Here is a 26549-nt window from a genome sequence, read left to right as displayed (position 1 = left end):
CGGGGCTGGGGGTCTACGGCACCTGGCGGTTGGCTCCCGGCACCCACTTCACGTCGCCGTCCGGGTTCGCGATGCGGCCGAGGATGAACAGCAGGTCCGACAGCCGGTTCAGGTACTTCACCGCCAGCTCGTTCGTGTGCTCCGGGTCGAGCTCCACCAGCGCCCACGCGCTGCGCTCGGCCCGGCGCGTCACCGTCCTCGCCACGTTGAGCAGCGCCGCGCCGGGCGTGCCGCCGGGGAGGATGAACGAGTCGAGCTTCGGCAGGCGCTCGTTGAACTCGTCGCACCACGTCTCCAGCCGGGTCAGGTACTCCTCGGTGACCCGCAGCGGCGGATACTCGGGATCCGCCGTGATCGGGTTGCACAGGTCGGCACCCACGTCGAAGAGATCGTTCTGCACGACGGTCAGCACCGCCCGCAGCTCCTCGGTCAGCGCACCCATCGCGACCGCGACCCCGAGAGCGGCGTTGGCCTCGTCGACGTCGGCATACGCGCCGATGCGTGGATGGGTCTTCGGCACCCGGGAGAAGTCGCCCAATCCGGTCGTGCCGGTGTCACCGGTCTTCGTGTAGATGCGGGTGAGATGAATGGCCATGGGCTTCACCGTACGGAATGCCCCTACGATGGCGGTCGTGGACGTGATCCGTGTGAAGGGCGGCGCCAGGCTCGCCGGTGACGTGTCGGTGGTCGGCGCCAAGAACTCCGCCTTGAAGCTCATGGCCGCCGCGCTGCTGGCGACAGGGCGTTCGGTGCTCACCAACGTGCCCCGTATCACCGACATCGCCATCATGGCGGAGGTGCTGCGCCGCCTGGGCTGCGAGGTCGAGCAGGACGAGGACCGCGTCACCATCGACGTGCCCGAGCGGCTCGGCACCGAGGCCGACTACGACCTCGTGCGCCGGCTGCGCGCCTCGATCTGCGTCCTCGGCCCGCTGCTGGCCCGCTGCGGCCACGTCCGCGTCGCGCACCCCGGCGGCGACGCGATCGGCTCGCGCGGCCTCGACATGCACGTCGAGGGCCTGCGCCGGATGGGCGCGGACATCTCCGGCGAGCACGGCTTCGTCATCGCCACCGCCCCCAAGCTGCACGGCGCCACCATCTGGCTCGACTTCCCGAGCGTCGGCGCCACCGAGAACCTGCTCATGGCCGCGGTACTGGCGAACGGCCGCACCGAGATCGACAACGCGGCCCGCGAGCCGGAGATCGTCGACATCTGCCGCATGCTCACCGACATGGGCGCCGACATCTCCGGCGCCGGCTCCTCCCGCCTCGTCATCGAAGGCGTCCCCGAGCTGCGCCCCGTCTCGCACCGCACCGTCGGCGACCGCATCGTCGCTGGCACCTGGGCCTTCGCCGCCGCCATGACCCGCGGCGACGTGACCGTGCACGGCATCGACCCGAGCTTCCTGGAGATCGCGCTGGACAAGGTCGCCACCGCGGGCGGCCAGGTCGACACCACCCCGGACTCCTTCCGCGTCCGCATGGCCGACCGCCCCCGCGCCGTCGACGTGGTCACCCTGCCGTTCCCCGGCTTCGCCACCGACCTGCTGCCCATGGCGGTCGGCCTGTCCTCCGTCAGTGAGGGCTCGTCCCTCATCACGGAGAACATCTTCGACGGCCGCTTCATGTTCATCAACGAGATGTCCCGCCTCGGCGCCGACATCCGCACCGACGGCCACCACGCGGTGGTCCGCGGCGTCGAACGCCTTTCCGGCGCCCCGGTCACCGCCACCGACATCCGCGCCGGCGCGGGCCTGGCCATCGCCGGCCTCTGCGCCGACGGCGTCACCGAGATCCGCCACGTGCACCACATCGACCGCGGCTACCCGAGCTTCGAGTCGGACCTCCGCGGCCTGGGCGTCGAGGTCGAACGCGCCGTCGCACCCCCCGACCAGTTCGACTTCTGAGCTGCTGTAATTCCCCCCACCGCTGCCGCGGCTGCGCCGCTTCCGGATGCCGCGGAAGCCCCATGATCCCGTGCGGTTCCGGTAGCCAGAGCCACCACAACCATTCGGGATCACGGCGGGGCCGCCAGTTTCCGTGATCCGGAAGACTTTGTGCTGCTATGACGACACAAACTCTTCCGGATCATGAGATTTGTGCGTGCCAGGGTGGGTGGGCCGCGGGCGCCTCATGATCCGGTGTGGTTCTGGTAGCCAGAACTACCGCAACCGTTCGGGATCACGGTGGGGCGCTGGGTTCCGTGATCCGGAAGAGTTTGGGCTGCTGTGGCGGCACGGAGTCTTCCGGATCATGAGGAGTGGGTGGGCCTGGGGCGGGAGGGCGGCGGGGGTTACTGGGCCAGGAGTAGGCGGGCGCGGTCGTACTCGTCGGCGAAGACGAGGACGCGGACCATGCCGTCGGGGCCGGTGGCGAGGGTGGCGCGGAGGCCGTTGCGGCGGAGGCGGTCGCGGACGTCGCGGGCGAAGGCCAGGTCGCCGATGAGCGAGACCGAGCGGAGCAGGCCGTAGTCGGGGGCGCTGCCGGGGTCTGGCATGCGGACGCCGGACGGGCCCGGGCGCCGTTCGCCGAGGCGGAGGAGCCGGATGATCAGGATCAGGGTGGCGAGTGCGCCGGCGGAGGCCGCCCATCCTGCGAGGTACATGAGGGGCACACTGACAGTCTGCCACTAGATGATCACCCTTCGGAGCCGGTTAAGGTCAGCAGGGTCAACGACGATGCGAGAGGGAGTCACATGGCGGGTCGACTGGCGGTCATCGGGGCGGGGCTGATGGGGTCTGGCATCGCCCAGGTCGCAGCGCAGGCCGGATGGGAGGTGACGCTGCGGGACCTGACCGATGAGGCGACCCGGCGCGGTGTGGACGGCATCGAGAAGTCTCTGACGAAGTTCGCGAGCAAGGGCGTGATCGCCGAGGGCGACGTGCAGCAGGCGCTCGCCAGGATCACCACCACCACCGACCTGGACGCGGCGGCGGAGGCGGACATCGTGGTGGAGGCGGTGTTCGAGCGGCTGGACGTGAAGCAGGAGCTGTTCGGCACGCTGGACAAGATCTGCCGGGCGGACGCGGTGCTGGCGACGAACACGTCCGCGATCCCGGTGACGCAGATCGCGACCGCGACGCAGCGGCCCGAGCAGGTCGTCGGGACGCACTTCTTCAGCCCGGTGCCGGTCATGAAGCTGTGCGAGCTGGTGCGCGGCTACAAGACCAGCGACGAGACGCTGGCGACGGCGCGGGCGTTCGCCGAGGAGATCGGCAAGACGTGCATCGTGGTCAACCGGGACGTCGCCGGGTTCGTCACCACGCGGCTGATCGCCGCGCTGGTGGTCGAGGCGGTGCAGCTGGTCGAGAGCGGCGTGGTGAGCGCCGAGGACCTCGACCTGGCGTGCAAGCTCGGCTTCGGCCACGCGATGGGGCCGCTGGCGACGACCGACCTGACCGGCGTCGACGTGCTGTACCACGCGGCGAAGAACATCCACACCGACACCGCCGACCCGAAGTTCTTCCCGCCGGAGCTGCTGGCGCGGATGGTCGTCGCCGGGGACCTGGGGCGCAAGACCGGGCAGGGCTTCTACAAGTACGCCTGAGCGAGCTCCGCCGGGGCTTCCAGCGCCACGGGAGCCCCCGGCAGGGTGAAGCTGAAGCGGCTGCCGCCGCCGGGGTTGTCCACCACGGTGATCGAGCCGCCGTGCCGGTCGACCACGCGGCGGCAGATGGCCAGTCCGAGGCCGGTGCCGCCGTACGACTGGCCGGTGTGCGCCCGGTGGAAGGACTCGAAGACGTGGGGCTTGTCGGCGTCGGGCACGCCGATGCCCCGGTCCGCGACCTCGACCCTGACCCAGCCCGGTCCGGCCGGGGCCGCGCTGACGTCGACCTTCGGGATGCGGCCGGGTTGGACGTACTTGAGCGCGTTGCCGATCAGGTTGTCCAGCACCTGCCGCAGCATCGCCGGGTCGGCCTCGACCCACGGCAGCGGGCCGACGTAGATGTCCGGGCGGACGGCGAGGTGGTTGACCCGTTCGGCGACGACCTCGCCGACGAGCCCGCCCAGGTCGAGCGGCCGCGGTTTCAGGGCCGCGTCACGGGCCGTCGTGTAGGCGAGCAGGTCGTCGATCAGCCGCCGCATCCGCACCACCCCGGCGCTGACCCGTTCGACACTCGCGCTGGCGTCGCGAAGACCCGCGACAACCGCGTCCCGCGCGCCGGCGTCACGAAGACCCGCGACAAGCGTGTCGCCGGCGTCGCGAGAACCCGCGACCAGCGCGTCGCCGGCGTCGCGAGAACCCGCGACCAGCGCGTCCCGGGCGCCGTTGCCGAGCAGGGCCGAGGACGAGGACAGCAGCGCGTCGTGCGCCATCTCGGCGTGGGCGGCGATGACCGTCAACGGGTTCTTCAGGTCGTGGGCGACGATGCCCGCGAAGGCGGTCAGGTCGCCCTCGCGCTCCCGTACCTCCGTGATGTCGTGGAAGACGGCGATGGCGCCGCGCCGCCCGTCCACGTCGAGGGGCCGCCCGCTGACGGACAGCAGCGTGCCCTCCGGCCGGCCGGGGTTGCGGATGACCATTTCGATGCCGTCGGTCGACTCGCCGTCCAGGGCCCGCACCAGCGGCAGGTCCGCGGTCGGGAACTCGGTCCGGCCGTCGGGCCGGAAGATGCCGTAGTGCGACTGCCAGGAGTCCATCCCGGCGGCGTCCGCGTCCATGCCGAGGATCGCCTTGGCGGCCGGGTTGTGGACCAGGAAGGTGCCGTGCTCGTCGACCACGCCGACGCCGTCGCTGATCCGGTCGAGGATGCCGTTGAGCAGCGCGACCTGCCGGCGGGCGGTGCGTTCGGCCTCGCGCAGCCCGGCGGTGGCGGACACGACCCGGGCCTCGGCGCGGGCCCGGCCGCCGGCGAGGGCCCACAGCATGACCACGACCAGCAGGGTCAGCATCGTGCCGCCGGCACCGATCGCGAGCGGCGCGGTGTTGGCCGGGCCGGACAGCCCGGCGAGCCGGCCGGAGTCGGCGGCCAGGACGAGCCGCCAGTGCCGGTTCCCGACCGGGATCGCCACCTCGCGGCGCAGGTCGGTGCCGGGGATGCGGTGCAGGAACGCGACCCGGGTGTCCTGGCCGACGCCGTTGGCGGCCCACAGGTCCGCGTCGACCTTGCCCTGCGTGGCGGCGTCCAGCACGCCGCCGACGAAGTCCTGCCCGCGCAGGCCGAACACGACCCAGCCCTTGAACGTCTTCGTGCCGGCGGGCGTCGGGTTGCCGTACACGGGCGCGGCGATCGCGAACGAGCGCTGCTGCTGCGCGACGGGCAGGGAGCGGTCGCGCAGCAGGATGTACGTGTCGGACACGGCGGGCACGCCGGAGCGGCGGGACTCGTTGAGGGCGGCGGTCGGCTCGGCGGACTGCGACAGGTCGGTGCCGGGGATTGTCGCGGGCGCCCCGTCCAGCGGCCGGGAGAAGACGACGAACAGGTGCTCCCGTCCGCTGCCCTTGGCGGTCAGGTCGAGTCTCGTGACGCCGCGCTCCCGCCAGTACGCCTGGACCTCCTCCAACTGGGAGTCCTCGGCGGCCACGACGAAGACCAGCGAGGTGGCGCCGGGCAGCCCGGCGTCGCGCAGTGGGGCGGTGGTGGTGGCGAAGTCGTCGAAGGTCAGCGTCTCGTGCGACCCGACGGCCGCGGCGACGGTGCGCAGCGTGTCGAGGTACCGGTGGACCTCGGTGCGCACGGCCGCCTCGGCGAGCGACGTGTCTCGGTCCATGACGGCGTTGGCCCGGGCCTGCTGGTTGCTTCGCAGGGAGGCGGCCGCGTTCCAGGACGCCGCCAGCCCGAGGGCGAGGACGAGCAGGATCGCCAGGATGCCGACCGTGCCGGCATGCCGGACCGCCGTGCCCAGCCGACCCATCACCCCGCACTGATCGGCGACCGGGTTGCGACCCTGAGTGAAACTATCCCCGGTCGGTCCAACGGAACGTGAAGATGCACAGCGCCAGCCCGATCACGACCCAGGCGCCGAGCGCCACGGCCACGTGCCCGAGTGCCCAGGACCCGCCGACCTCCCGCGCCGCGAACGAGTCCGGCAGGAAGACCGAGCGCATGCCCTGGGTCATCCACTTCAGCGGGAACAGGGACGCGATGGTGCGCATCCAGTCGGGGAGGCTCGTGTACTGGAAGAACACGCCGGAGATGAACTGCAGCACCAACGCGACGGGGGTCACGATCGCCGGCGCGCCGCGTCCGGAGCGGGCGAGCGAGGAGAACGCGATCCCGCACAGCGTGCACGCGCTGATCCCGAGCACCGCGACCCACGCGAACGTCGCCCACTTCGCCGCCGTCGAAGGCAGCGGCAGGTCGTAGAAGGCCGCGGCGGTCACGAGCAGCACCACGGTCTCCGCCGCGCCGATCGCCAGGACCATGACGACCTTGCCGATGAAGTACGCGGTCCGCGGCATCGGCGTGCCCCGCAGCCGCTTGAGGATGCCCTTCTCGCGCTCCATCGGGATCTGGATGGCGAGGGACTGGAACCCGGTGGTCAGCAGCCCGGCGGCGATCATGCCGGCGGCGAAGTACTGCGTGAACGACACGCCCGGGGCGATCTCGGCGTCGAAGACCGAGCCGAAGATGACGAGGAGCAGCAGCGGGAAGAAGAGCGTGAAGATCACCGACTCCCGGCTGCGCAGGAACTGCTTGATCTCCAGCCCGCCGCGGGCCAGTCCGAGCCGCAACGTGGTCATTCGCCGGCGCCGATCATCCGCAGGTACACGTCCTCGAGGCTGGGTCTGGTCACGGTCAGGCCGGGGACCTCGCCGCCGAACCGCTCGGCGAGCCGGGCCACGACCGCGGTCGGGGTGTCGGTCTGCTCCTGGCGGGAGCCGTCCGGCTCGTCCCAGGCGACGGTCGTGGCGGAGTTGCCGCGGTTGCCGAGCCGGGCGGGGGTGTCGACGGCGATGAGCTTGCCGCCGACGAGCACGCCGACCCGGTCGGCGAGGTTCTCGGCCTCGTCCAGGTAGTGGGTGGTGAGCAGGATCGTGGTGCCGGCCGCGGCGAGCGCCCGGATCAGCCCCCAGAACTCGCGCCGCGCCTCGGGGTCGAAGCCGGTGGTCGGCTCGTCGAGGAACAGCAGCTCGGGCCGGCCGATGATGCCGAGCGCCACGTCGAGGCGGCGCTTCTGCCCGCCGGACAGGACCCGCGTCCGGGCGCCGCGTTTGTCGGCGAGCCCGACCCGCTCGATGACGGCGTCCGGGTCGTCGGCGTTGCGGTAGTACAGCGCGAAGTGGTGCACGACCTCGCGGACGGTCAGGTCGTCGAACTCGCCCGTGCTCTGCAGCACGATGCCCACCCGCTGCCGCCACGCCGCGTCGCCGTCGTGCGGGTCGACGCCCAGCACGGTCGCCTCGCCGCTCGTACGCCGGCGGAACCCCTCGAGAATCTCGACCGTCGTCGTCTTGCCCGCGCCGTTGGGCCCCAGCAGCGCGAAGACCTCGCCGCTGTGCACGTCGAGGTCGACGCCGTCGACGGCGACATGTCCCCGGTACCGCTTGTGTAGCCCGCGCACGGTGATCGCTTCCGTCACGGCGTTCACTATAGGCACGAGGGGTCCGGTGAGGATTTTCACCAGCCTCACCAAATTACCGTTCAGTAAGGTGCTCGTATGGCGAAGCTCCCCGAGCGCGACCGCCCGTGGGTCATGCGCACCTATGCCGGCCACTCGTCTGCGGCCGCGTCCAACGCGCTGTTCCGGCGCAACCTCGGCAAGGGTCAGACGGGCCTGTCGGTCGCGTTCGACCTGCCCACCCAGACCGGCTACGACCCCGACGCCGAGCTGGCGCGCGGCGAGGTCGGCCGGGTCGGCGTGCCGGTCGCGCACCTCGGCGACATGCGCACGCTCTTCGACGGCATCGACCTCGGTCTCGCGAACACCTCGATGACCATCAACGCCACCGCGATGTGGCTGCTCAGCCTGTACGTGACGGTGGCGCGCGAGCAGGGGGCGCCGCTCGCCTCGCTCGCGGGCACGACCCAGAACGACATCGTCAAGGAGTACCTGTCCCGCGGCACGCACATCTTCCCGCCGGGACCGTCGCTGCGCCTGACCACCGACACCATCGCGTGGACCGTGGCGAACTGCCCGAAGTGGAACCCGGTCAACATCTGCTCGTACCACCTGCAGGAGGCCGGCGCGACGCCCGTGCAGGAGGTCGCGTTCGCCCTCGCCACCGCGATCGCCGTGCTCGACGCGGTCCGCGACTCGGGCCAGGTGGCCGACTTCGCCGCCGTCGCGGCCCGGATCTCCTTCTTCGTCAACGCCTCCGTCCGCTTCGTCGAGGAGACCGCGAAGATGCGGGCCTTCGGCCTGCTGTGGGACCGGATCCTGACCGACAGGTATGAGATTTCCGACAAGTCGGCGAAGCGGTTCCGGTACGGCGTGCAGGTCAACAGCCTGGGCCTCACCGAGTCGCAGCCCGAGAACAACGTGCAGCGCATCGTGCTGGAGATGCTCGGCGTGACGCTGTCACGCGACGCCCGGGCCCGTGCCGTGCAGCTGCCCGCGTGGAACGAGGCGCTCGGCCTGCCCCGCCCGTGGGACCAGCAGTGGTCGCTGCGCATGCAGCAGGTCCTCGCGTTCGAGTCGGACCTGCTGGAGTACCCAGACCTGTTCGAGGGCTCGCACGTCATGACCGCCCTCGTCGAGGACCTGGTCGCCGGCGCGACCGCGGAGCTCGACCGGGTCCTGGAGATGGGCGGGGTCGTCGCCGCCGTCGAGTCCGGCTATCTCAAGAGCGCCCTCGTCGCGTCGCTCGCCGAGCGGCGGGGCCGGATGGAGCGCGGCGAGGATGTCGTGGTCGGCGTCAACCGCTTCCCCGAGACCGAGCCGTCGCCGCTGGTCGCCGCCGGTGCCGCCGCGATCGAGCAGATCGACCCCGCGGTGGAGAGCGCCGCGGTGGAGTCGCTGCTCGCCTGGCGCGCCGCCCGTACACCCGCCGACGTCGACAACGCGCTCGAGCGGCTGCGGCAGGTCGCGGGCGGCACCGGGAACCTCATGGAGGCCACCCTGGACTGCGTCCGCGCCGGCGTCACCACCGGCGAGTGGGCGTCGGTGCTGCGGGACGTGTTCGGTGAGTACCGCGCCCCCACCGGGCTGACCGGCGCCGTCTCCGCCGCGCCCGGCTCCGCGCTGGTGGCGGTCCGCGAGCGGGTCCGGCGCACCGCCGAGGAGCTCGGCGCGGGCCGGCTGCGGATGCTGGTCGGCAAGCCTGGCCTCGACGGGCACTCCAACGGGGCCGAGCAGATCGCCGTCCGCGCCCGCGACGCCGGCTTCGAGGTGGTCTACCAGGGCATCCGCCTCACGCCGGCGCAGATCGTCGCCGCGGCCGTCGAGGAGGACGTCGACCTCGTCGGCCTCTCGGTCCTGTCAGGTTCACATCTGGCGGCGGTCGCGTCGGTACTGGAGGGCCTGCGCGCCGAAGGTCTGGACGACCTCCCGGTCGTGGTGGGCGGCATCATCCCGCCGTCCGATGCCGCCACGCTGCTCGCCTCCGGGGTGGCCAGGGTCTTCACCCCGAAGGACTTCGCGATCACCGACGTGGTCGACGAGCTGGTCACCGTCGTCCGGGAGGCGCACAAGCTCCCCATCGGGTGATCCAGGCGCAGTGACGCGGCTCGCGGTCAGGTCGGCCGGTACCCCTGGGACTGGGCCCACCTGGCCGCGGCCTTCTCCTCCTTGCGCCGCTTGCGGCGTCGCATCAGCCACCAGAACGCCACGAACAGCAGCACGATGAAGACCAGCACCAGCACCGGCAGGATGATCGCGACGAGTGACATCGCCACGCTCGCGATGTCCTCGATCGTGCTCACCACCGGCGCGCCGAAGCCCGCCGTGCTGGCGTTGATCACCGGTCTGGACGCGGCCTTCATGCCGTGCACGCCGAGCGAGATCGCCCCGCCCACCACGAGCGGCACCCACTGATGGCTGCTGAAGAACGAGCCGGGATCGGTCACCGTCACCGTCTCGGAGCTCGACGCCGCACCGAACGCGAGCCCGCCGGCGGTCGGCCGCACGAACGTCTGCAGCACGTCGTTGACATGGTCCACCACCGGCACCTTGTCGGCGACGAACTCGATCGCCAGCAGCGCCGCGACGATCGCGAGGGTCCAGCCGTTCTCCATCCACGCCCAGTTGTCGGGCAGCGTGATGAGATCGGTGTATCTCGCGAGCACGCCGATGGCGAGCAACGGGATGTAGGCGTTGAGCCCGGCCGACGTGGCCAGGCCGAGCCCCGTCAATGACTCAAGCACGCCACTAGCATGACATCGACCCGCCACTTCGGCGCTGTCGTCCGGGCCGGGCTAGGCTGTCGCGCGTGCGTCTCGTCATCGCCAAGTGCTCGGTCGACTACATCGGCCGGCTCACGGCCCACCTGCCGCCCGCCATCCGCCTCATCATGGTCAAGTCCGACGGCTCGGTCCTGGTGCACTCCGACACCGGTGGCTACAAGCCACTGATGTGGATGACGCCGCCCTGCCGCCTTTCGCAGACCGACGGCCTGTGGAGCGTGGTGAACAAGGGCGGCGAGGAGCTGCAGATCACCGTCGAGGAGATCCTGCACGACACCGATCACACCCTCGGCATCGATCCCGGCCTGGTCAAGGACGGCGTCGAGGCGCACCTGCAGGTGCTGCTCGCGGCCGCCCCGCACACCCTCGGCGAGGGCTACACGCTGGTGCGCCGCGAGTACATGACCGCGATCGGCCCCGTCGACCTGCTGTGCAAGGACGCCGAGGGCGCCTCCGTCGCCGTCGAGATCAAGCGCCGCGGCGAGATCGACGGGGTGGAGCAGCTGACCCGCTACCTGGAGCTTCTCGGCCGCGACCCGTTGCTGGCCCCCGTCCGCGGCATCTTCGCCGCCCAGGAGATCAAGCCCCAGGCCCGGGTCCTCGCCGAGGACCGCGGCATCCGCTGCGTCGTGCTCGACTACAACGCCCTCCGCGGCGTGGTGAAGGACGAGCTGACGCTGTTCTGACCGGCGCGTTCAGGCTTTTGATGATCGAATGACGGATCTGGCTGTGATGACGACCAGATCCGTCATTCGATCACGGTGTGCCGGCTACTTGGTGCGGCCGTGGATGAACTTGACGAGCTTCAGGGCCTGCAGCATCGACTTCTGGGTGCGGTCGAACGTCGTCAGGGGCAGCAGGGTCGGGCCGCGGCGCTTCACGATCGCCTTCGGCCGGGTGAACTCGCGCAGGCCGTCCTCGCCGTGGATGCGGCCGAAGCCCGAGCCGCCCACGCCGCCGAACGGCAGCGACGGCATGCCGGCGAAGGTCAGGGCCGAGTTGACCGACGTCATGCCGGAGCGGATGCCGCGGGCCAGCTCCAGGCCGCGGGACTTGGAGAAGATCGCGCCACCCAGGCCGTAGCCGGTGCCGTTGGCGCGCTCGACGGCCTCCTCGGCGTTCGCGACGCGGGCGATCGTGAGCGTCGGGCCGAAGGTCTCCTCCTGCACGGCGGCCGCGTCCTCCGGCACGTCGACCAGGATCGTCGGGCTGACGAACGGCGGCCGGACCGCCTCGGCGCCGCCCAGGACCGCGCGGCCGCCGCGGGTCAGCGCGTCCTCGATGTGCCGGCGGATGATGTCGATCTGCGAGGGCATCGTGATCGGGCCGATGTCGGCCGTGCCTTCCTCGCCGACCGTGAGCTTCGCCGCGCGGGCCACCACGCGGCCGAGGAACTCGTCGTAGACGCGGTCCGCCACGTACACCCGCTCGATGCCGACGCAGGTCTGACCCGCGTTGGTGAGGCCGCCCCAGACGCAGGCCTCGGCGGCGGCGTCCAGGTCGGCGTCGGCGGCGACGATCATGGCGTCCTTGCCGCCGCACTCCAGCAGCACCGGGGTCAGCGACTCGGCGGCGGCCGCCATGACCTTCTTGCCCGTCGCGGTCGAACCGGTGAACGCGATCTTGTCCACCCCGGAGCGGCACAGCGCGCCGCCGACGTCGCCCATGCCGTGCACGATCTGCAGCACCGGGTGCTCGGGCACCACCTCGGCGAACCGGTCGACCACCCACTGGCCCACGGCAGGCGTGTACTCGCTGGGCTTGAACACCACGGCGTTGCCGGCGGCCAGCGCGTACGCGATGGAGCCCATCGGCGTGAGCACCGGGTAGTTCCAGGGTCCGATGACCCCGATGACGCCGAACGGCAGATACTCCAGGTAGGAGCTGTGCTCCGTGAGCAGGATGGAGGAGCCGACCCGGCGCCGCCCGAGCACCTTGCGGGCGTGGTTCGCGGCCCAGGCGATGTGGTCGACCGCGGCGATCGCCTCGACGAGCGCGTCCGCGGTGGGCTTGCCGCCCTCGCGGTGCATCAGCTCGGCGAGCTCCTCCAGGCGGTTGGCGATCAGGCTGCGGAACGTCAGCAGCCGCTTGCGGCGGCCGGCGAAGCCGAGTCCGGCCCACCAACCCGCCGCGTCCCGGGCCCGCCGGACCGACTCGGTGACATGATCGGGGGAGGCCACGGGGAAGCGGCCGACCTCTTCGCCGCTGGCCGGGCTGGTCGAGATCAGCGAGCCCTCGTCGATGGCGGGGACGCCGGGAGTTCGCGTGGCGGTCATGGCGCCGAGTGTAAACCCGGAAATTACTCACGAGTAGCCCTGAAAACCGTGTCGAGCGCGCCACGCCCGCAACGACCGACGGTCGAAACCACCGAGGAGGAGTCATGAAGGTCGAAACGCTCGATGTGCCCGGGGCGACGTTGCGCTACGAGATCCGTGGCAGCGGGCCCGTCCTGCTGCTGATCTGCGGCGGCGTGTACGACGCGGAAGGCTTCGACGGCCTCGCCGAGGCGCTCGCCGGCGAGCGGACCGTCGTCACCTACGACCGCCGGGGCAACTCGCGCAGCCCGCTGGACGGCCCGCCGGCCGTGCAGTCGATCGAGGAGCACGGCGACGACGCGTACCGGCTGCTCGGCGCGGTCGGCGTGACCGAGGACGACCCGGCGGACGTGTTCGGCAACAGCTCGGGCGCGGAGATCGCGCTGGAGCTCGCCGCCCGGCACCCGGAGCTGGTCCGCACGGTGGTGGCGCACGAGCCGCCCGCGTTCGAGCTGCTCAGCGATGCCACGCACTGGCGCGACCTGATGCGCGAGGTCGAGACGACCTTCCACCGCGACGGCTGGGGCGCGGCGATGCGCGTCTTCGGCGAGGGCCTGAAGATGGCCGACGAGAAGGGCGCCGCGGCGTCCCCGGACTTCATGGCGCGCATGCAGGGCAACCTGCCGTTCTTCATCGGCTACGAGGTGCCCGCCTTCGGCGTCTGGGTGCCGGACCTCGACTCGCTGCGCGCGGGGACCGCCCGGATCGTGCCGGCGGTCGGCGCGGCGAGCGTGGGGGAGGCGCCGCACCGGGTGGGGGTGGAGCTCGCCGACCGTCTGGGCGTCGACGTCGCCGAGTTCCCCGGCGGCCACGGCGGCCACGGCGATCCGGCCGCTTTCGCCCCGCGCCTGCGCGAAGTGCTGCTCTGACGCGGCGGGGGTTCTGCCGGTCGTGATCGAAGTCGCGTGGTGGTCGCCCGGACGGCCACGGTTGTCCTTCGATCATGGCCGATTGCGCGGGTCGCGCTCTTCGCTCGACCGGCAGCCCGGTCAGTGGTTGCTGTGACCTGGCCGGCGCCCCTCATCGGACGCCCTCGACGAGCCGACTGTGCCGCACCACTCCGGATAAGTGCCGCACCACCCCGGATAAGTACGGCGCAAGCGCCGCACTTATCCGACATTTCGTAATTGTCCGGTGGGCGCTCCGAGGCGCCCTTGCCAGATCGCCCGCGCCGCCGGCCTCGCCCGCGCCGCCGGGATCGCGCTCCAGCCCTCTTCGCCGGACAAAGTCGCCAGTCCATGGCGGCGCCGAGCTTCAGCCCTTCCACCGGACTAATCGCCCAGCTTGGTCCCATGGCGGCGGCACCGAGCGCCGTCACGTCCATCGGGCAAAGCGAGCTTCAACCCAGCCCGTCGGAAGTCGACCTTCAACCCGGCCCGTCGGGAATCGAGCTTCAGCCTCTCCCCGTTGGGCAAACCGAGTTTCGAACCCTCGGACGAACTGAGTTCCGACCCTCTCCTTCGGACAAATACGAAATGTCGGATAAGTCCGGCGCTTGCGCCGGACTTATCCGGGGTGGGGGTCGGAGTGGTGGACCGTCCGCCGCGGGGCGGTCAGGGGTACCGAGTTAGGGGGCGTGCTCCTTGATGATGCGCTCGGCGACGGTGAGGGGGTCGGCGAGACGGCCCTCGGCGTGCGCATCGAGCCAGCGCTGCTGGCCGGGGAAGTAGGTGCCGGAGGCGGCCGCGCGGCGGATGGCGTCCTGCATGCCGGTGTCCATCTGGCCGGGGTCGACGCTGGCGACGGTGACCCGCTCGTCGTCGGCGACCTGTGACGCGACCGCCTCGAAGAACGTCTCGCCGCCGGCCTTCGTGGTGCAGTACAGCGACCAGCCGTCGATGATCCGGTGCGCGGCGCCCGAGGAGATGAACAGCACCCGCAGCCGGGCCTCGCGTGGCGCCGCGCGCAGGAAGCTGTTGGTGAGCACCACGGGCGCGGTCAGGTTGACCGCGATCGCGCGCGTGATCGCCTCGGTGCTGAGCTTGCCGACGGCGCCGATCGGGTCGACGACGGCGGCGTTGTGCAGCAGCACGGCCTCGTCCGCGTCGCGCAGGAACGGTCGCAGCGTGTCGTGGTCGGGCAGCCAGTGCGCGTCGGCGACGTCGGTCGAGAAGAGCGTGATGTCGCCGGGCCTGTCGTCGCGACTCTGGTGCTGCTCGGGGGTGAAGTGCCGACCGACCGCGAGGATCCGGTCACCGCGCGCGTTGCACACGTCGAAGAGGGCGGCGCCCAGGCCGCGGGACACTCCGGTGATCACGACGGCACGCATGCGGTCACTCTATTCCTGTCGGACCACGCGCCGACAGGCTCTGTGGTCCCGATGCGGTGACGGCTTTCCGGCTGACCCGCACAGGCCCTCGATGTCGCGTCTGCGGCAGGTGTACGACGGAGGCCACGTACCGGCGAAGAGCAGCGAAACGGGAGTCAGGCGCGGGCCTTCGGCACGGGTGGACCCTTGGGCGCGCCGGGGCAGCTGGAGCCGAGGCGGTCGGCGACGGCACCGAGCGCGTCGGCGAGGGCCGCGGTCTGGGCGTCGTCGAGGTGGTCGAAGATGAGCCGCCGGACGTCGGCGACGTGGGCGGGGGAGACCTGCTCGGCGAAGCGCCGCCCGGCCTCGGTGACCTTGGCGATGCTGACCCGCCCGTCGCACGCGTCGCCGGACACCTCCACGTAGCCGAGGTCGACCAGCTTGCGCATGCGGTGGCTGAGGCGGCTCTGCGACATGTTCATCTGCGCCGCGAGCTCCGACAGGCGCAGCCCTTCGTCCTCGCCGCTGAGGGCCGCGAGGAGCCCGTACTCCACGTGCACCAGACCGTACGGGCGGAACGTGCGCTCCAGCTCCGGGAAGCCGACGAGCACGACGGCCAGCAGCGACAGCCAAGCGCGCTGCTCGGTGTCGTCCAGCCATCGTGTCTCGTCGTTCATGTCATCCATGGTGCCTCGTCCGGTGCCGCTTGCGGTGTCCACCTGCCGTCCCCCGCGGCCGGTGCGACGTCCGATTCGCGTCAGAACCGGCCGATCGCGATCACCAGCGCGAGCGCGCCGAGCACCAGGTTGACCGGGATGACGGAGTACTCCTTGGCGCGGACGTGGTCGACGATCGCGAGCAGCATGATGACGAGCAGGCCCACGGCGGCGAGCGGGGTCAGCACGGGCGCGATGTCGGTCGCCCACGGCAGGATCAGGCCGAGGCCGCCGAGCACCTCCGTCACGCCGATGAACTTGATGGTCCCGGCGCTGCGCCGCTGGGTCCACGTCATGGCGGCGGGCAGCTTCTCCTTCGGCTGGGTCGCCTTCATCAGGCCGGCACCGATGAAGGTGGCGCCGAGCAGGCCCTGCAGGACCCAGAGAACGACGTTCATGGCGATGTCTCCCTAAGTGGTTCAAGCTTCAAGTAGATGGTGCGGCACGTGTACTTGAAGCGTCAAGTTCTCGCCGTCGTGCATCCGGCGCGGGTGAGCCTGGTTCACCTCTGGGCGGCCCACGGTGGGCCGCATGAGTACGACATCGACAACGGACCGCCAATCCGGCTGGGTCACCGGCTTCGCCGTCTTCGGCGGCAGCATGATGGTCGTCATCGGCATCTTCCAGATCGTGGTCGGCCTGACGGCGATCTTCGAAGACACCTTCTACGTGCTCACCGACAACTATCTGTTCGGCTTCGACGTGGAGACCTGGGGCTGGATCCACCTGGCTCTCGGCGTGGTGGTCGCCGCGGGAGGCGTGGGGGTGCTCGCCGGCCAGGTCTGGGCGCGGGTGCTCGGCATCATCCTGGCCGCGATCAGCGCGATCGCCAACTTCCTGTTCCTGCCGTACTACCCGCTGTGGTCGATGCTCATCATCGCGGCCGACGTCGCAGTCATCTGGGCCCTCACGAAAAACGACCGGAACATGTGGGCCGGCACCATGTGAGGTGGTCGGCCGGGGTGTCACGATGCGGTGATGCACGTCACCACTCGCGGTCCGGTCGACGGCCCTCCGGTCCTGCTCATCCACGGCAACTGCTCGTCATCCGGATACTGGGAGCCCCTGCTGCGCCACCTGCCGCAGGACTGGCGCATCGTCGCGCCAGACCTGCGCGGGTACGGCGCCAGCCCCGCCCTCCCCGTCGACGCCACGCGGGGGGTGCGCGACTTCGCCGACGATCTCGCCCCGCTGCTGCTGGGGTTCGACCGGCCGCCGGTGGTCGTCGGGCACTCGCTCGGCGGTGGTGTCGCGCTGCAGCTGCTGCTCGACCACCCTGACGCCGTCGCGGCGCTGGTACTGGAGGCGCCCGTCTCGCCGTACGGGTTCGGCGGCACCCGGGACCTGTCCGGCACCCCGACCACGCCCGACTTCGCCGGCACCGGCGGTGGATCGGCCAACCCCGACTTCGTGCGGCTCCTCGGTGCCGCCGACCGTGGCACCGAGGAGCAGGCCTCCCCGCGCAACGTCATGCGCGCCTTCTACGTCGCCTCGCCGGACTCGTTCGGCGACGACGAGGAGCTGCTGCTGGACACCATGCTCAGCACGTTCGTCGGCGACGACAACTACCCCGGCACCGGATCGGCCAGCGACAACTGGCCCGGCGTCGGCCCCGGCGACCGCGGGGTGCTCAACACGCTGTCGCCGCGCTGGCTCAACCTCTCGGGCATCGTCGACCTGCCGGTCAAGCCCCCGATCACGTGGATCCGCGGCGACCAGGACGCGATCGTGTCCGACGCGTCGTTCTTCGACCTCGCGCAGCTCGGCAAGCTCGGCCTCGTCCCCGGCTGGCCCGGCGAGGAGGCGTGCCCGCCCCAGCCGATGATCGGGCAGACCCGGGCGGTGCTGACCGCGTACGGCCCGTACACCGAGATCGTCTACGAAGGGTGCGGCCACTCCCCGCACGTGGAGCGCGCCGCGGACTTCGCCGCCGCACTGGCGGGTGTCGTCGGCTCCGCTTAGCCTGATCGGCGTGGATGTGACCGACAGCTCCGGCCTCGTGGCCTTCATCTCGGGTGCCGCGGTGCTGATCGGGACCATCGGCGTCGTCATTCCCATGCTCCCCGGCCTGGTCCTGTGCTGGGCCGGGGTCATGGTGTGGGCGGTCTTCGGCGGTCACGGCGCCGTCGGCTGGACCGTCGCGGTCGCGGCCACGATCGTGCTCGGCCTCGGCCTCGCCGCCAAGTACCTCGTCCCCGGCCGTAACCTCAAGCGCGCCGGCGTGCCCAACCTGACCCTCTTCCTCGGCGGCCTGCTGGGCATCGTCGGCTTCTTCCTCATCCCGGTCGTCGGCCTCGTCATCGGCTTCGTCCTGGGCGTCTTCATCGTCGAGCGCATCCGCCAGAAGGACACCAGCCTCGCCTGGCAGTCCACCAAGCACGCCCTCAAGGCCGCCGGCGTGTCGATGCTCATCGAGCTCGCCACCGCCCTGATCATCGCCGGCATCTGGGTGGGCGGCCTGCTGGCCGCCTGAGCCTCGGTGTGACGTTTCGCCGGCGGTTTTTTGTCGGGGGGTCGGCTTAGCATGACGGCATGGAAATCGGGCAGCACATCGATGCGTTGGAGCGCGCCGGGCTCGACTTCGTCGACGCCGCCGAGAAGGCGGGCCTCGACGCCCCCGTGCCGACCTGCCCCGACTGGACGGTCCGCGACCTCGTCCAGCACGTGGGTTATGTGCACCGCTGGGCGACGGCCTATGTCCGCGACGCCCGCGCCGCCGTCCTCACCGACGACGAGGAGGAGCAGGCGGTCGGGCCGATGCCGGCCGACGCCGACCTCGTCCCGTGGTTCCAGGCCGGCCACCTCGCCCTCGTCGACCGGCTCCGTGCCGCCCCCAGCGACCTGACCTGCTGGCACTTCCTCCCCGCCGACTCACCCCTCGCCTTCTGGGCGCGCCGCCAGGCCCACGAGACGATCATCCATCGCGCCGACCTCCACGCCGCCTCCGGCCAGTCCGACGGCGTGGCCCGCGACCTCGGCGTGGACGGCATCGACGAGCTGCTCATGACCTTCTATGCCGCCCGCGGCAGCCGCCTGCGCTGCGACGCCCCGGCCACCCTCGCCGTCGAGGCCTCCGACGCCCCCAACTCCTGGACCGTCCGCATGGGCCCCACGGGCGCCGACATCACCCGCGGCACCGACACCGCCGCCGACTGCACCCTCCGCGGTCCCGCCAGCGATCTGTACTTAGCCCTGTGGAACCGTCGGACCACCGCCGACCTCCACGTCAACGGTGACCCCGCCGTCCTGTCGCTCTGGCGCTCCAGCGCCACCATCCGCTGGACCTGACCGGCTGGTGCTGTGGCGATCCGCGCCCGGGGGGAGTGACCAATTCCGCAATTCGATCGGGTGGCGGTGCGGTCGGCTTCGGGGGAAGCTGCCGCGCATCGGCGCTGGCCGTGCCGCTGCCGGCGGTGGGGCGGGAGTGCGGCGCAGCAAGATATCCCACAGGGCGCGGGAGCCGGGTGGCGTGGGAGACTCGCCAGTAACCTGATCGGTCGTTAGGGAGGTCGTGCGATGGCGCGCGAGTTTGGTTCCGTGGGCGTGGTCGGGCTGGGCACCATGGGCGCCGGCATCGTGGAGGTGTTCGCGCGGAGCGGGCTCTCGGTGACCGCGGTCGAGATCAGCGACGCGGCGCTGCACCGCGGCGAGTCGACGATGCGCGGGTCGCTGGACCGGGCGGTCGCCAAGGGCAAGCTGTCCGCGGAGGCCCGCGACGCGCTGCTGGAGCGGGTCACGTTCGCGGTCGGGCTGGACGCTCTGGGGGACGTGGACCTGGTCATCGAGGCCGTGCCCGAGCACCTGGACCTCAAGCAGCGGATCTTCGCCGAGCTCGACAAGGTGTGCAAGCCCGAGGCCATCCTCGCCACCAACACGTCCAGCCTGTCGGTCACCGAGATCTCGGTGGCGACCGGCCGGCCGAACCAGGTCATCGGCATGCACTTCTTCAACCCCGCGCCGATCATGAAGCTGGTCGAGGTGGTGCGGACGGTGGTCACGTCGCAGGACGTGGTCACGGACATCGAGACACTGTGCGAGCGGCTCGGCAAGGTCGACGTGACGATCACGGACCGGGCCGGCTTCATCGCCAACGCGCTGCTGTTCGGGTATCTCAACCAGGCCGTGTCCATGGTCGAGGCGAAGTATGCGACCCGCGAGGACATCGACGCGGCGATGAAGCTCGGGTGCGGGCTGCCGATGGGGCCGCTGGCACTGATGGACCTGATCGGGCTCGACACCGCGTACGAGATCCTCGACACGATGTACCGCCGGGGCGGTCGCGACCGGCGGCACGCGCCGGTGCCGCTGATCAAGCAGATGGTGACGGCCGGGCTGCTCGGGCGGAAGTCCGGGCGGGGGTTCTACACGTACGAGAAGCCCGGGTCGCCGGTCGTCGTCGCCGACGAGCTGACGCCGTCCAGCACTGCCGAGCACGGCAGGCCGACGAACATCGCGAAGGTGGGCGTCGTCGGGTCGGGGACGATGGCGACGGGCATCATCGAGGTGTTCGCGAAGGCCGGGTTCGAGGTCGTGTCGGTGACGCGCGGCGCCGAGAAGTCGGCCAAGGTCTGCGAGCGGCTGAAGACGTCGCTCAACAAGGGGGTCGTGCGCGGCAAGCTGACCGAGCAGGACCGCGACGCCGCGATCGGGCGGGTCACGTGGTCGGCGAGCCTCGACCACCTGTCCGACGTCGACCTGGTGGTCGAGGCGGTGGTCGAGGAGCTGTCGGTGAAGAAGGCGCTGTTCGCGTCGCTCGACGAGATCTGCAAGCCGGGGGTCGTGCTCGCCACGACGACGTCGAGCCTGCCGGTCATCGAGTGCGCGGTGGCGACCGAGCGCCCCGCCGACGTGGTCGGCCTGCACTTCTTCAACCCGGCGCCGGTCATGGGGCTGGTCGAGGTGGTCAGGACGATCCGCACCTCCGACGCGACGGTCCAGACCGCCGCCGCCGTGTGCCGGGCGCTGGCCAAGCACGCGGTGGTGTGCGCCGACCGGTCCGGCTTCGTGGTCAACGCGCTGCTGTTCCCGTACCTCAACGACGCGGTCAAGATGGTCGAGGCCTCCTACTCGACGGCCGACGACATCGACTACGCGATGAAGCTCGGCTGCGGCTACCCGATGGGCCCGTTCGAGCTGCTCGACGTCGTCGGCCTGGACGTGTCCCTGGCGATCCAGCGGGAGCTGTACCTGGAGCTGCGCGAGCCCGGCTTCGCCCCCGCCCCGCTGCTGGAGCACCTGGTGACCGCCGGCTACCTGGGCCGCAAGGTCGGCCGCGGTTTCCGCGACTACTCGAAGCGTTGACCACCCAACCACCAACCCACCACCACTGACCACAACACAACACCGCCGCCCGCCGCCACAACACCGCCACCCCGCCACGGCAGTGCCCGCCGCACGGCAGCCCTTCGCGGCGTGGCGGTGCTCGCGGCGTGGCGGTGGTCGCAGGGTGACAGTGATTGTGCGGCGCGGCGGTGCTCGCGGCGCGGCGGTGGTCGCAGGGTGGCAGCGATTGTGCGGCGTGGCGGTGCTCGCGGCGTGGCGGTGCTCGCGGCGTGGCGGTGGTCGCAGGGTGACAGTGATTGTGCGGCGCGGCGGTGCTCGCGGCGTGGCGGTGGTCGCAGGGTGACAGCGATTGTGCGGCGTGGCGGTGCTCGCGGCGTGGCGGTGCTTGCGGCGTGGCGGTGGTCGCTGGGTGGCAATGATTCGGCACGGGCGGCGATCCCTGCCGGGCGGTGAATGCGGCGCGGTAGGGATCGTGTGGTGGGGCGGGGTAGCGGTCGCAGCACGCGCGACGGTCACTACAAGGCGGTGATTGCGGCCGGACGGCGATCGCGGCGCGGCGATCCGCACTGCAAGAAGATGGTGCTGTCAGGCGCTGATCACGGTGGTGTCGCGGTGCGCCGGACTGGACGATCGCCGCGCGACGGTGATCGCGGCAGCGGTGTAGCGATGGTTCACGGCGGGCGGTTGCGGCGCAACTGCGATCACGGCAGGGCGACGGTTGCGGCGAGCGGCAGTCGCGGCACGATCGTGGCTACGGCAGGACGACAGTCACGGCAAGGCGATGGTCACGGTAGGGCGATGGCACGGCAGGGCGGCGGTCGTGGTCAGTGACGGCGTGGCGGGGTGGGGGTGCGGCGCGACCGTGATTGTGGGGCGGTGGTGATTGTGGGTGGGGCGCCTGCACGAGGTTCCAGGCGGTTGGGGAGAGTGGCACTCGGTCCCGGGTCGTCCTTGCCCGTGGTGCGGCAGGGGTTGGGGTGGTGGGGCCGTGATCATTGGTGGGTGGTGGGCGTCGGTACGCTGGAATGGTGAGTCCCCGTCGCAACCATGCCCGGCGCGACGCTGTGCCTGAGCCGATCGATCTGGAGCGGGTCAAGCGTGGCGTTGAAGGGGTGCAGGCGTGGAGTGATGGGGAGTGGCAGGTGCGCAACATTCCGTCGAGTGCGGCGGTGAAGGCGTACCGGTGCCCGGGGTGTGACCAGGAGATCGCGCCGGGGGTGCCGCATCTCGTGGCGTGGCCGGCGGACGGGCGCGGGGATCTGGCGGACCGGCGGCACTGGCACACGGGGTGCTGGCGGGCCCGTGAGCGGCGCACGCCCAACACCCAGCGGTCCCGGAGCGCGCCCCGCTACGGGTGAGGGCGCGCCGCGGCGGGGTCCGGGGACGGCACGGCCGAGATCGGGGCGGGCAGCGGCTGGGTGGGGACGGGCGCGGGGGTGGTCGGAGCGGGCCAGCCGGACAGCCACGTCGCTCGCTGGCGCCAGACGTCGCGCCAGCCTGCGCCGGCGGCGGAGCGCACCATTACACCGGCGGACATGAGGAGACGGGCAAGCTTGGCGCGGCCGGGGGACCAGCGCAGGCGGACGAACGTGGTCTTGCCGCGCAGGACCATGATCCGCTTGTTGACGGTGCTCGAGGCGGCGCCGCCGACGTGCAGGAGCTGGGCCTCCGGGACGAGGACGGGGCGGGCGCCCAGGTCGCGGGCGCGGGCGGAGAGGTCGATGTCCTCGCTGTACATGAAGTAGTCGGGGGTGAAGCCGCCGAGCTGTTCCCACAGCGGCCGGTCGATCAGCAGCAGGCAGCCGGACACGGCCGGGACCTCGCCGCCGATGACGCGGTCGAGGCCGGGCAGCTCGTCGGGGTTGAACAGCTGCGAGCGCCGGCGCAGCGACGACAGGCCGGTCGCGAAGCAGACGTATCCCCAGAGGCTCGGCAGCGCGTGCACCGAGTGGCCGTCGTCGGTGTGGTCGGCGCGGAGCGTGCGACCGGTGTAGATGCGGTACTCGGGGTGGCTGCCCGCGTACTCGACGAGGGTGCGGATCACGTCGCCGACCGGCTCGGTGTCGGGGTTGATGAGCAGGATCCAACGGCCCTTGGCGTGCGCGGCGCCGAGGTTGACGGCGTTGCCGAAGCCGAGGTTCACGGGCTGGTGCAGCACGCGGACCTCGGGGTAGGCGTGACCGATCGCGGCCGCCGAGTTGTCGGTCGAGGCGTTGTCGACCACGATGATCTCGATCGGCACGGCGGTGCCCGCCTGCAGGCCCGCGAGGTTCTTGAGCGTCAGCTCACGGGTGTTGTACGAGACGAGGACGACGCTGACGAGTGGATCAAGGCTCACTGCTGCGCTCCGACTGCTCCGCGGGTGGACGTGTCGTGGCCCCATCCGACGTCGCGACGGCGGGCGGCGCGCGACGCGGCGACGGTCAGCGCAACGTAGCCCACCGCCGCCGGCAGAAGCCAGGGCCGGGGGAGCACGACGTCGCGCAACCACGAGGAGCGCGCCGCTGGACGAGCGGCACCCGCTGCGCGCAGAGCGGCGTTACCCGCTCGCACCCTGGCCAAACGCTTCACGAGGTCCGAAGTGCGGCGGGGGGTCTCGACGACGGCGACGACCGCGGGCGTCTCGGCCTTCTCGCCGGGTCCGAAGAGGCCGTCGAGGAACAGGTCGTCGGCGACGACCTCGGGGAACGTGTCGAACCGGGCGCGGCCCTCGGCCGACAGCACGATGACGCCGCGGCCGTAGAGGGCGTCGCGGTACGCGGGGAGCCGGCCGTTGATCGCGCTGTGCGCCTTGACCAGCAGCGGCCGGCGGCGGGTGTCGAGGGTCCGGTGCGCGGTCGCGGCGAGCAGGCCCGGCGTCGCCGCCAGGAACGCCGCCAGGGACCGCACGTCCGCGGCGGTCAGCGGGATGTCGGCGTCGAGGTAGACGCGGGGGAAGCCGACCGCCACGGCGTCGCCGGCGTTCAGCGCGCCCGACTTGCCCGGCTCCGGGCGGTCGATGACCCGTACCCCCGGACGGCTCGCGGCGACCGCGGCGGTGTCGTCACTGCAGCCGTTGGCGACCACCGTGATGTCGATGTCGGGGGCGATGAGGCCGTCGAGGCAGCGACCGATGACCGCCGCCTCGTTGTGGGCGGCGATGACGACAGAGATCACCGGAACTCCAGGAATTCAGCGTTGGAGGGCGCCGACGGCGGCGCTGCGGGTGGTGCGGGCCGGGTGCGTGAAGCGCCACATCGCGCCGGCGGCACCGAGCTGCAGGGCGAGCACGACCACGAAGGTGCTGAACGAGAACGAGTCGAACGTCAGGCCGGTGAGCGCCGCGATGAGCGGCACCGCCGAGATCGCCGCGCACAGGTGGCGGTCGACCTCGTTCTCCGCCCGGCGGAACGCGATGATCGCGAGGAACACGCCGGAGAAGTGCAGCACCACCATCCCGGCGATGCCGAGGTAGCCGTTGTTCATGAGCGTCATCAGCCACTGGTTGTCCAGGTAGCGGTAGAGCTCGGGGATGAACGTGCCGGTGCCCCGGCCCAGCCAGGGGCGCTCGGAGGCGTACTGGAAGACGATGGCGTAGTCGTCGGTGCGGCCCTTGATGCTGGGGTCGTCCTCGGCGTTGCTGAACAGCGAGCGCAGCGTGCCGAGCAGGCCGGGCCGGACGACGGAGAGCAGGCCGAGCAGGCCGACGCTGATGACCAGGACGTTGAAGCGGAAGCGCCAGTTCCACGCGGGCCACATGCACAGCAGCGCGATGCCGACGGCGAGGATGCCGGTGCGCGACAGCGCCAGCGGGATGGAGCCCGCGATCACCAGCGTCGCGACGAGGAAGATCCGGCGCTCGAGCTTGGTCTTCGCGTAGCGGGCGTAGTGGATGCCGAGCGGCACCGCGAACGCCATGACCACGCTGAACTCGATGAAGTGCCCGGTGGTGCCGGCGACCCGGATGAGCCCGCCGCCGCCGCGGTCGGCGAGGCCGACCAGCTCGCCCTGCAGGGTCAGGCCGGGGATGACGATGCTCTGGGTCAGGTCCTTCTTGGTGATGAACTGCATGATGCCGAGCAGCGCGTTGATGGCGGTGCAGTACACCAGGACGCGTTGCACGTCGTCGAGGCGGTCACGGGTCGGCACGCCGTCGGCGGTCATGAACACGATGCCCATGAACGCGAGCGCGCCGAGCAGGGCACGGTCGGCGGAGTTGGCCTCCAGCACGGGCATGCCGCGGAACTGGCCGGCGGCATAGGACAGCAGGAGGGTCAGCGCGTAGACCACGAACGCCCAGCGCATCGGCTGCGGACCCGTCATCGCCAGGCGCGGGTGCAGCTTCGACAGCAGCCACCAGAGGGCGAGCAGGAGGCCGATCAGCAGGCCGGGCCGGCCGACCGAGGTGAGGTCCGGGACGACGAGGCGCGACGGGAGCAGCTGGATCAGCACCACGACCAGCACGAGCAGCGACGCGGCGTCGATGTGGCTGCGCCGGCGGCGGGACGCGTAGGTCCGCTCGTCGACGAGGACCGGCAGCAGGTCGGGCGACGGCCGGTAGCCCTGGGGCCGCTTCCGCTTCGGTTTCCCCTTGAAGATCCGCAGGTCGTCGGGCGCCACCGCATCGGGTGGCGCCTGACGTGTGCGGCTCTCGCCGGCGACGGTGCTGGAGGTCAACGGCCGCGCGCCTCAGCGTCCTTGTCGCGCCCCTCCCGGCCGGCCCACGGCGTGTTGCCCAGGGGCAGGATGATCGTCGCGTCGTCGGTCTCGACCCCGCGGCGGTCGTCGTCGGGGGCGTTCTCGGCCTGCCGGTACGCCACGGTGAGGCCCGGACCGGCGGCGTTGCCGCTGTTGCCGTTGTTGCCGCCACCGTTGTTGCCGGACGCGACGGTGCTCTTGATCCTGCCGAGGTTGATCACGGCCGTCTCGTCCTGCTTCGCGACGGCATCCCCGCCGCCGGCGCCGTTGGCCCGGCCGGACGGCTGTTGCCGGTCGCCGTCGGAGATGACGTCGGAGTCGTTGCCGGGCTCGAGGTCGTCACCCTGCTGGCGGCGGCGCTGGTTGCGGGCGCGGCGGCGCAGGATGTTGTCGCCGACGATGGTCACCGCGGCGGTGAGCAGCAGACCGACACCGACGATGACGACCGCGGCGCGCTTGACCTTCGAGGAGACGACCTCGATGGTGTCGCCGGCGTCGAGGACCTGGGTGCTGATCGCGCGGCCCGCCTTGGGCTTGTAGCGCGCCTGCATCTCCTCGACCTCGCGGGTGATCTGCTTCTCCAGCCGCTGCACGGTCGCCTGCGCCGCCTCGGGCGTCGTGGCGGTCGCGGTCACGGTGAGGATGCTGGAGCGGTCCTCGGCGGCCACCTCGAACGCGTCCGAGAAGCCCTCGCCGGCGATCTCCTTGTGGGTCGCCGTGGTGTTCAGCGAGATCGACAGGGCCTTCGCCATGATGTCCTCACCGACCTCGACCCAGGTGTTGGTCGACTGGAGCTCGGCCGGCGTGAGCGGCGTGCGGTCGGCCGGCGGGATCAGCATGATCTGGCCGGTCGATGTGTAGTCGGGCTTGATCGTCAGCAGCGCCCAGCTGGTGGCTGCGAGGGTCAAGATGATCATCGGCGCCATCAGGTACCAGCGGCGACCCATCAGCTTGGCGAGATCCCAGAGGTCCACGTCATCCCCTCACACAAGCGCGCTCGCCGGGCGGGCGGTATGTAATTACG

Annotated in this window: 25 protein-coding genes; 11 read left to right on the top strand and 14 right to left on the bottom strand. The window is 71.3% G+C overall.

Annotation, left to right across the window (positions count from 1 at the left end):
• Positions 1-13: 13 nt before the first annotated feature.
• The gene (locus tag AB0J72_RS04515; RefSeq protein WP_363394359.1) at positions 14-595 is read right to left on the bottom strand and encodes a cob(I)yrinic acid a,c-diamide adenosyltransferase; all 582 of its coding nucleotides are present in this window, start codon (positions 593-595) and stop codon (positions 14-16) included.
• Here AB0J72_RS04515 and murA point away from each other — a divergent pair.
• Positions 594-1907, top strand: coding sequence for a UDP-N-acetylglucosamine 1-carboxyvinyltransferase (gene murA / locus AB0J72_RS04510; protein WP_363394357.1), 1314 nt, complete (start codon positions 594-596; stop codon positions 1905-1907). The two genes, AB0J72_RS04515 and murA, sit on opposite strands and share 2 nt — an antisense overlap.
• 386 nt (positions 1908-2293) lie before the next feature.
• On the opposite strand, the gene AB0J72_RS04505 is transcribed toward murA, so the two are convergent.
• The gene (locus tag AB0J72_RS04505) at positions 2294-2605 is read right to left on the bottom strand and encodes a hypothetical protein (protein ID WP_363394355.1); all 312 of its coding nucleotides are present in this window, start codon (positions 2603-2605) and stop codon (positions 2294-2296) included.
• A gap of 90 nt (positions 2606-2695) precedes the next feature.
• Here AB0J72_RS04505 and AB0J72_RS04500 point away from each other — a divergent pair, with 90 nt between their 5' ends.
• Positions 2696-3547, top strand: coding sequence for a 3-hydroxyacyl-CoA dehydrogenase family protein (locus AB0J72_RS04500; RefSeq protein ID WP_363394354.1), 852 nt, complete (start codon positions 2696-2698; stop codon positions 3545-3547).
• On the opposite strand, the gene AB0J72_RS04495 is transcribed toward AB0J72_RS04500, so the two are convergent.
• Genes AB0J72_RS04495 through AB0J72_RS04485 form a run of 3 tightly spaced genes read right to left on the bottom strand, consistent with a single transcriptional unit; the run spans position 3532 to position 7524 of the window.
• Complete coding sequence (locus AB0J72_RS04495; protein WP_363394644.1) at positions 3532-5856, bottom strand: ATP-binding protein; 2325 nt, start codon at positions 5854-5856, stop codon at positions 3532-3534. The two genes, AB0J72_RS04500 and AB0J72_RS04495, sit on opposite strands and share 16 nt — an antisense overlap.
• Before the next feature lie 43 nt (positions 5857-5899).
• Complete coding sequence (locus AB0J72_RS04490) at positions 5900-6685, bottom strand: ABC transporter permease (protein ID WP_363394352.1); 786 nt, start codon at positions 6683-6685, stop codon at positions 5900-5902.
• Positions 6682-7524: an ABC transporter ATP-binding protein gene (locus AB0J72_RS04485; protein ID WP_363394350.1), complete on the bottom strand. Its 843-nt coding sequence runs from the start codon at positions 7522-7524 to the stop codon at positions 6682-6684. The genes AB0J72_RS04490 and AB0J72_RS04485 overlap by 4 nt, the downstream gene beginning before the upstream one ends.
• A gap of 78 nt (positions 7525-7602) precedes the next feature.
• Here AB0J72_RS04485 and AB0J72_RS04480 point away from each other — a divergent pair, with 78 nt between their 5' ends.
• Positions 7603-9591, top strand: coding sequence for a protein meaA (locus AB0J72_RS04480; protein ID WP_363394348.1), 1989 nt, complete (start codon positions 7603-7605; stop codon positions 9589-9591).
• A 26-nt stretch (positions 9592-9617) separates the two neighbouring features.
• Here AB0J72_RS04480 and AB0J72_RS04475 read toward each other — a convergent pair whose 3' ends face one another.
• Positions 9618-10247, bottom strand: coding sequence for a DUF4126 domain-containing protein (locus AB0J72_RS04475; RefSeq protein WP_363394346.1), 630 nt, complete (start codon positions 10245-10247; stop codon positions 9618-9620).
• 65 nt (positions 10248-10312) lie between these two features.
• Between AB0J72_RS04475 and nucS the strand changes: the two genes are divergently transcribed.
• Positions 10313-10972 (top strand): endonuclease NucS, encoded by a 660-nt coding sequence (nucS, locus tag AB0J72_RS04470; protein WP_344510284.1) that lies wholly within the window; start codon positions 10313-10315, stop codon positions 10970-10972.
• An 84-nt stretch (positions 10973-11056) separates the two neighbouring features.
• Here nucS and AB0J72_RS04465 read toward each other — a convergent pair whose 3' ends face one another.
• Positions 11057-12562 carry an aldehyde dehydrogenase family protein gene (locus AB0J72_RS04465; protein WP_363394344.1) on the bottom strand — a complete coding sequence of 502 codons (1506 nt, stop codon included), beginning with the start codon at positions 12560-12562 and terminating at the stop codon, positions 11057-11059.
• A 104-nt stretch (positions 12563-12666) separates the two neighbouring features.
• Here AB0J72_RS04465 and AB0J72_RS04460 point away from each other — a divergent pair, with 104 nt between their 5' ends.
• Positions 12667-13470 (top strand): alpha/beta fold hydrolase, encoded by an 804-nt coding sequence (locus tag AB0J72_RS04460; RefSeq protein ID WP_363394342.1) that lies wholly within the window; start codon positions 12667-12669, stop codon positions 13468-13470.
• 698 nt (positions 13471-14168) lie between these two features.
• Here AB0J72_RS04460 and AB0J72_RS04455 read toward each other — a convergent pair.
• The 3 genes from AB0J72_RS04455 to AB0J72_RS04445 all read right to left on the bottom strand — a co-directional run bounded on the left by AB0J72_RS04455 (position 14169) and on the right by AB0J72_RS04445 (position 15963).
• Positions 14169-14870 carry an SDR family NAD(P)-dependent oxidoreductase gene (locus AB0J72_RS04455; protein ID WP_363394340.1) on the bottom strand — a complete coding sequence of 234 codons (702 nt, stop codon included), beginning with the start codon at positions 14868-14870 and terminating at the stop codon, positions 14169-14171.
• Between the two features lie 155 nt (positions 14871-15025).
• Positions 15026-15526: a MarR family transcriptional regulator gene (locus tag AB0J72_RS04450; RefSeq protein ID WP_363394338.1), complete on the bottom strand. Its 501-nt coding sequence runs from the start codon at positions 15524-15526 to the stop codon at positions 15026-15028.
• Positions 15527-15606: 80 nt separating this feature from the next.
• Entirely contained in the window at positions 15607-15963 is a 357-nt protein-coding gene (locus AB0J72_RS04445) for a DoxX family protein (RefSeq protein WP_363394336.1), read from the bottom strand.
• Positions 15964-16096: 133 nt separating this feature from the next.
• On the opposite strand from AB0J72_RS04445, the gene AB0J72_RS04440 reads away from it, so the two are divergent.
• From AB0J72_RS04440 to AB0J72_RS04415, 6 genes are all read left to right on the top strand, one after another.
• Positions 16097-16513 carry a hypothetical protein gene (locus AB0J72_RS04440; RefSeq protein WP_354900268.1) on the top strand — a complete coding sequence of 139 codons (417 nt, stop codon included), beginning with the start codon at positions 16097-16099 and terminating at the stop codon, positions 16511-16513.
• A gap of 30 nt (positions 16514-16543) precedes the next feature.
• Positions 16544-17527, top strand: coding sequence for an alpha/beta hydrolase (locus tag AB0J72_RS04435; RefSeq protein WP_363394334.1), 984 nt, complete (start codon positions 16544-16546; stop codon positions 17525-17527).
• A 10-nt stretch (positions 17528-17537) separates the two neighbouring features.
• Entirely contained in the window at positions 17538-18038 is a 501-nt protein-coding gene (locus AB0J72_RS04430; RefSeq protein WP_363394332.1) for a DUF456 domain-containing protein, read from the top strand.
• A gap of 59 nt (positions 18039-18097) precedes the next feature.
• Complete coding sequence (locus AB0J72_RS04425) at positions 18098-18853, top strand: maleylpyruvate isomerase family mycothiol-dependent enzyme (RefSeq protein WP_363394330.1); 756 nt, start codon at positions 18098-18100, stop codon at positions 18851-18853.
• Positions 18854-19081: 228 nt separating this feature from the next.
• Entirely contained in the window at positions 19082-20866 is a 1785-nt protein-coding gene (locus tag AB0J72_RS04420; RefSeq protein WP_363394328.1) for a 3-hydroxybutyryl-CoA dehydrogenase, read from the top strand.
• 1007 nt (positions 20867-21873) lie between these two features.
• Positions 21874-22206, top strand: coding sequence for a hypothetical protein (locus AB0J72_RS04415; RefSeq protein WP_363394326.1), 333 nt, complete (start codon positions 21874-21876; stop codon positions 22204-22206).
• On the opposite strand, the gene AB0J72_RS04410 is transcribed toward AB0J72_RS04415, so the two are convergent.
• Genes AB0J72_RS04410 through AB0J72_RS04395 form a run of 4 tightly spaced genes read right to left on the bottom strand, consistent with a single transcriptional unit; the run spans position 22197 to position 26499 of the window.
• The gene (locus AB0J72_RS04410) at positions 22197-23186 is read right to left on the bottom strand and encodes a glycosyltransferase family 2 protein (protein WP_363394324.1); all 990 of its coding nucleotides are present in this window, start codon (positions 23184-23186) and stop codon (positions 22197-22199) included. The genes AB0J72_RS04415 and AB0J72_RS04410 overlap by 10 nt on opposite strands.
• On the bottom strand, positions 23183-24004 hold the full coding sequence (locus AB0J72_RS04405; RefSeq protein WP_360560398.1) for a glycosyltransferase: 822 nt from the start codon (positions 24002-24004) through the stop codon (positions 23183-23185). Before AB0J72_RS04405 ends, AB0J72_RS04410 begins: the two co-directional genes overlap by 4 nt.
• A gap of 15 nt (positions 24005-24019) precedes the next feature.
• Positions 24020-25504 carry an O-antigen ligase family protein gene (locus AB0J72_RS04400; protein WP_363394322.1) on the bottom strand — a complete coding sequence of 495 codons (1485 nt, stop codon included), beginning with the start codon at positions 25502-25504 and terminating at the stop codon, positions 24020-24022.
• Entirely contained in the window at positions 25501-26499 is a 999-nt protein-coding gene (locus tag AB0J72_RS04395) for a hypothetical protein (protein ID WP_363394320.1), read from the bottom strand. The genes AB0J72_RS04400 and AB0J72_RS04395 overlap by 4 nt, the downstream gene beginning before the upstream one ends.
• Positions 26500-26549: the final 50 nt, after the last annotated feature.

Source organism: Dactylosporangium sp. NPDC049742 (genome assembly GCF_040674675.1).
Lineage (GTDB): Bacteria > Actinomycetota > Actinomycetes > Mycobacteriales > Micromonosporaceae > Dactylosporangium > Dactylosporangium maewongense.
Note: the sequence above shows the minus strand (reverse complement) of the source record. Positions and strands in the feature narration are given on the sequence as shown.

Excerpts from the sequence above, each read along its gene's own strand:
- murA (WP_363394357.1), top strand. The coding sequence starts at position 594 with ATGGGCTTCACCGTACGGAATGCCCCTACGATGGCGGTCGTGGACGTG.
- AB0J72_RS04515 (WP_363394359.1), bottom strand. The coding sequence starts at position 595 with ATGGCCATTCATCTCACCCGCATCTACACGAAGACCGGTGACACCGGC.
- AB0J72_RS04505 (WP_363394355.1), bottom strand. The coding sequence starts at position 2,605 with ATGTACCTCGCAGGATGGGCGGCCTCCGCCGGCGCACTCGCCACCCTG.
- AB0J72_RS04500 (WP_363394354.1), top strand. The coding sequence starts at position 2,696 with ATGGCGGGTCGACTGGCGGTCATCGGGGCGGGGCTGATGGGGTCTGGC.
- AB0J72_RS04495 (WP_363394644.1), bottom strand. The coding sequence starts at position 5,856 with ATGGGTCGGCTGGGCACGGCGGTCCGGCATGCCGGCACGGTCGGCATC.
- AB0J72_RS04490 (WP_363394352.1), bottom strand. The coding sequence starts at position 6,685 with ATGACCACGTTGCGGCTCGGACTGGCCCGCGGCGGGCTGGAGATCAAG.
- AB0J72_RS04480 (WP_363394348.1), top strand. The coding sequence starts at position 7,603 with ATGGCGAAGCTCCCCGAGCGCGACCGCCCGTGGGTCATGCGCACCTAT.
- AB0J72_RS04465 (WP_363394344.1), bottom strand. The coding sequence starts at position 12,562 with ATGACCGCCACGCGAACTCCCGGCGTCCCCGCCATCGACGAGGGCTCG.
- AB0J72_RS04460 (WP_363394342.1), top strand. The coding sequence starts at position 12,667 with ATGAAGGTCGAAACGCTCGATGTGCCCGGGGCGACGTTGCGCTACGAG.
- AB0J72_RS04455 (WP_363394340.1), bottom strand. The coding sequence starts at position 14,870 with ATGCGTGCCGTCGTGATCACCGGAGTGTCCCGCGGCCTGGGCGCCGCC.
- AB0J72_RS04450 (WP_363394338.1), bottom strand. The coding sequence starts at position 15,526 with ATGAACGACGAGACACGATGGCTGGACGACACCGAGCAGCGCGCTTGG.
- AB0J72_RS04445 (WP_363394336.1), bottom strand. The coding sequence starts at position 15,963 with ATGAACGTCGTTCTCTGGGTCCTGCAGGGCCTGCTCGGCGCCACCTTC.
- AB0J72_RS04440 (WP_354900268.1), top strand. The coding sequence starts at position 16,097 with ATGAGTACGACATCGACAACGGACCGCCAATCCGGCTGGGTCACCGGC.
- AB0J72_RS04435 (WP_363394334.1), top strand. The coding sequence starts at position 16,544 with ATGCACGTCACCACTCGCGGTCCGGTCGACGGCCCTCCGGTCCTGCTC.
- AB0J72_RS04425 (WP_363394330.1), top strand. The coding sequence starts at position 18,098 with ATGGAAATCGGGCAGCACATCGATGCGTTGGAGCGCGCCGGGCTCGAC.
- AB0J72_RS04420 (WP_363394328.1), top strand. The coding sequence starts at position 19,082 with ATGGCGCGCGAGTTTGGTTCCGTGGGCGTGGTCGGGCTGGGCACCATG.
- AB0J72_RS04415 (WP_363394326.1), top strand. The coding sequence starts at position 21,874 with ATGGTGAGTCCCCGTCGCAACCATGCCCGGCGCGACGCTGTGCCTGAG.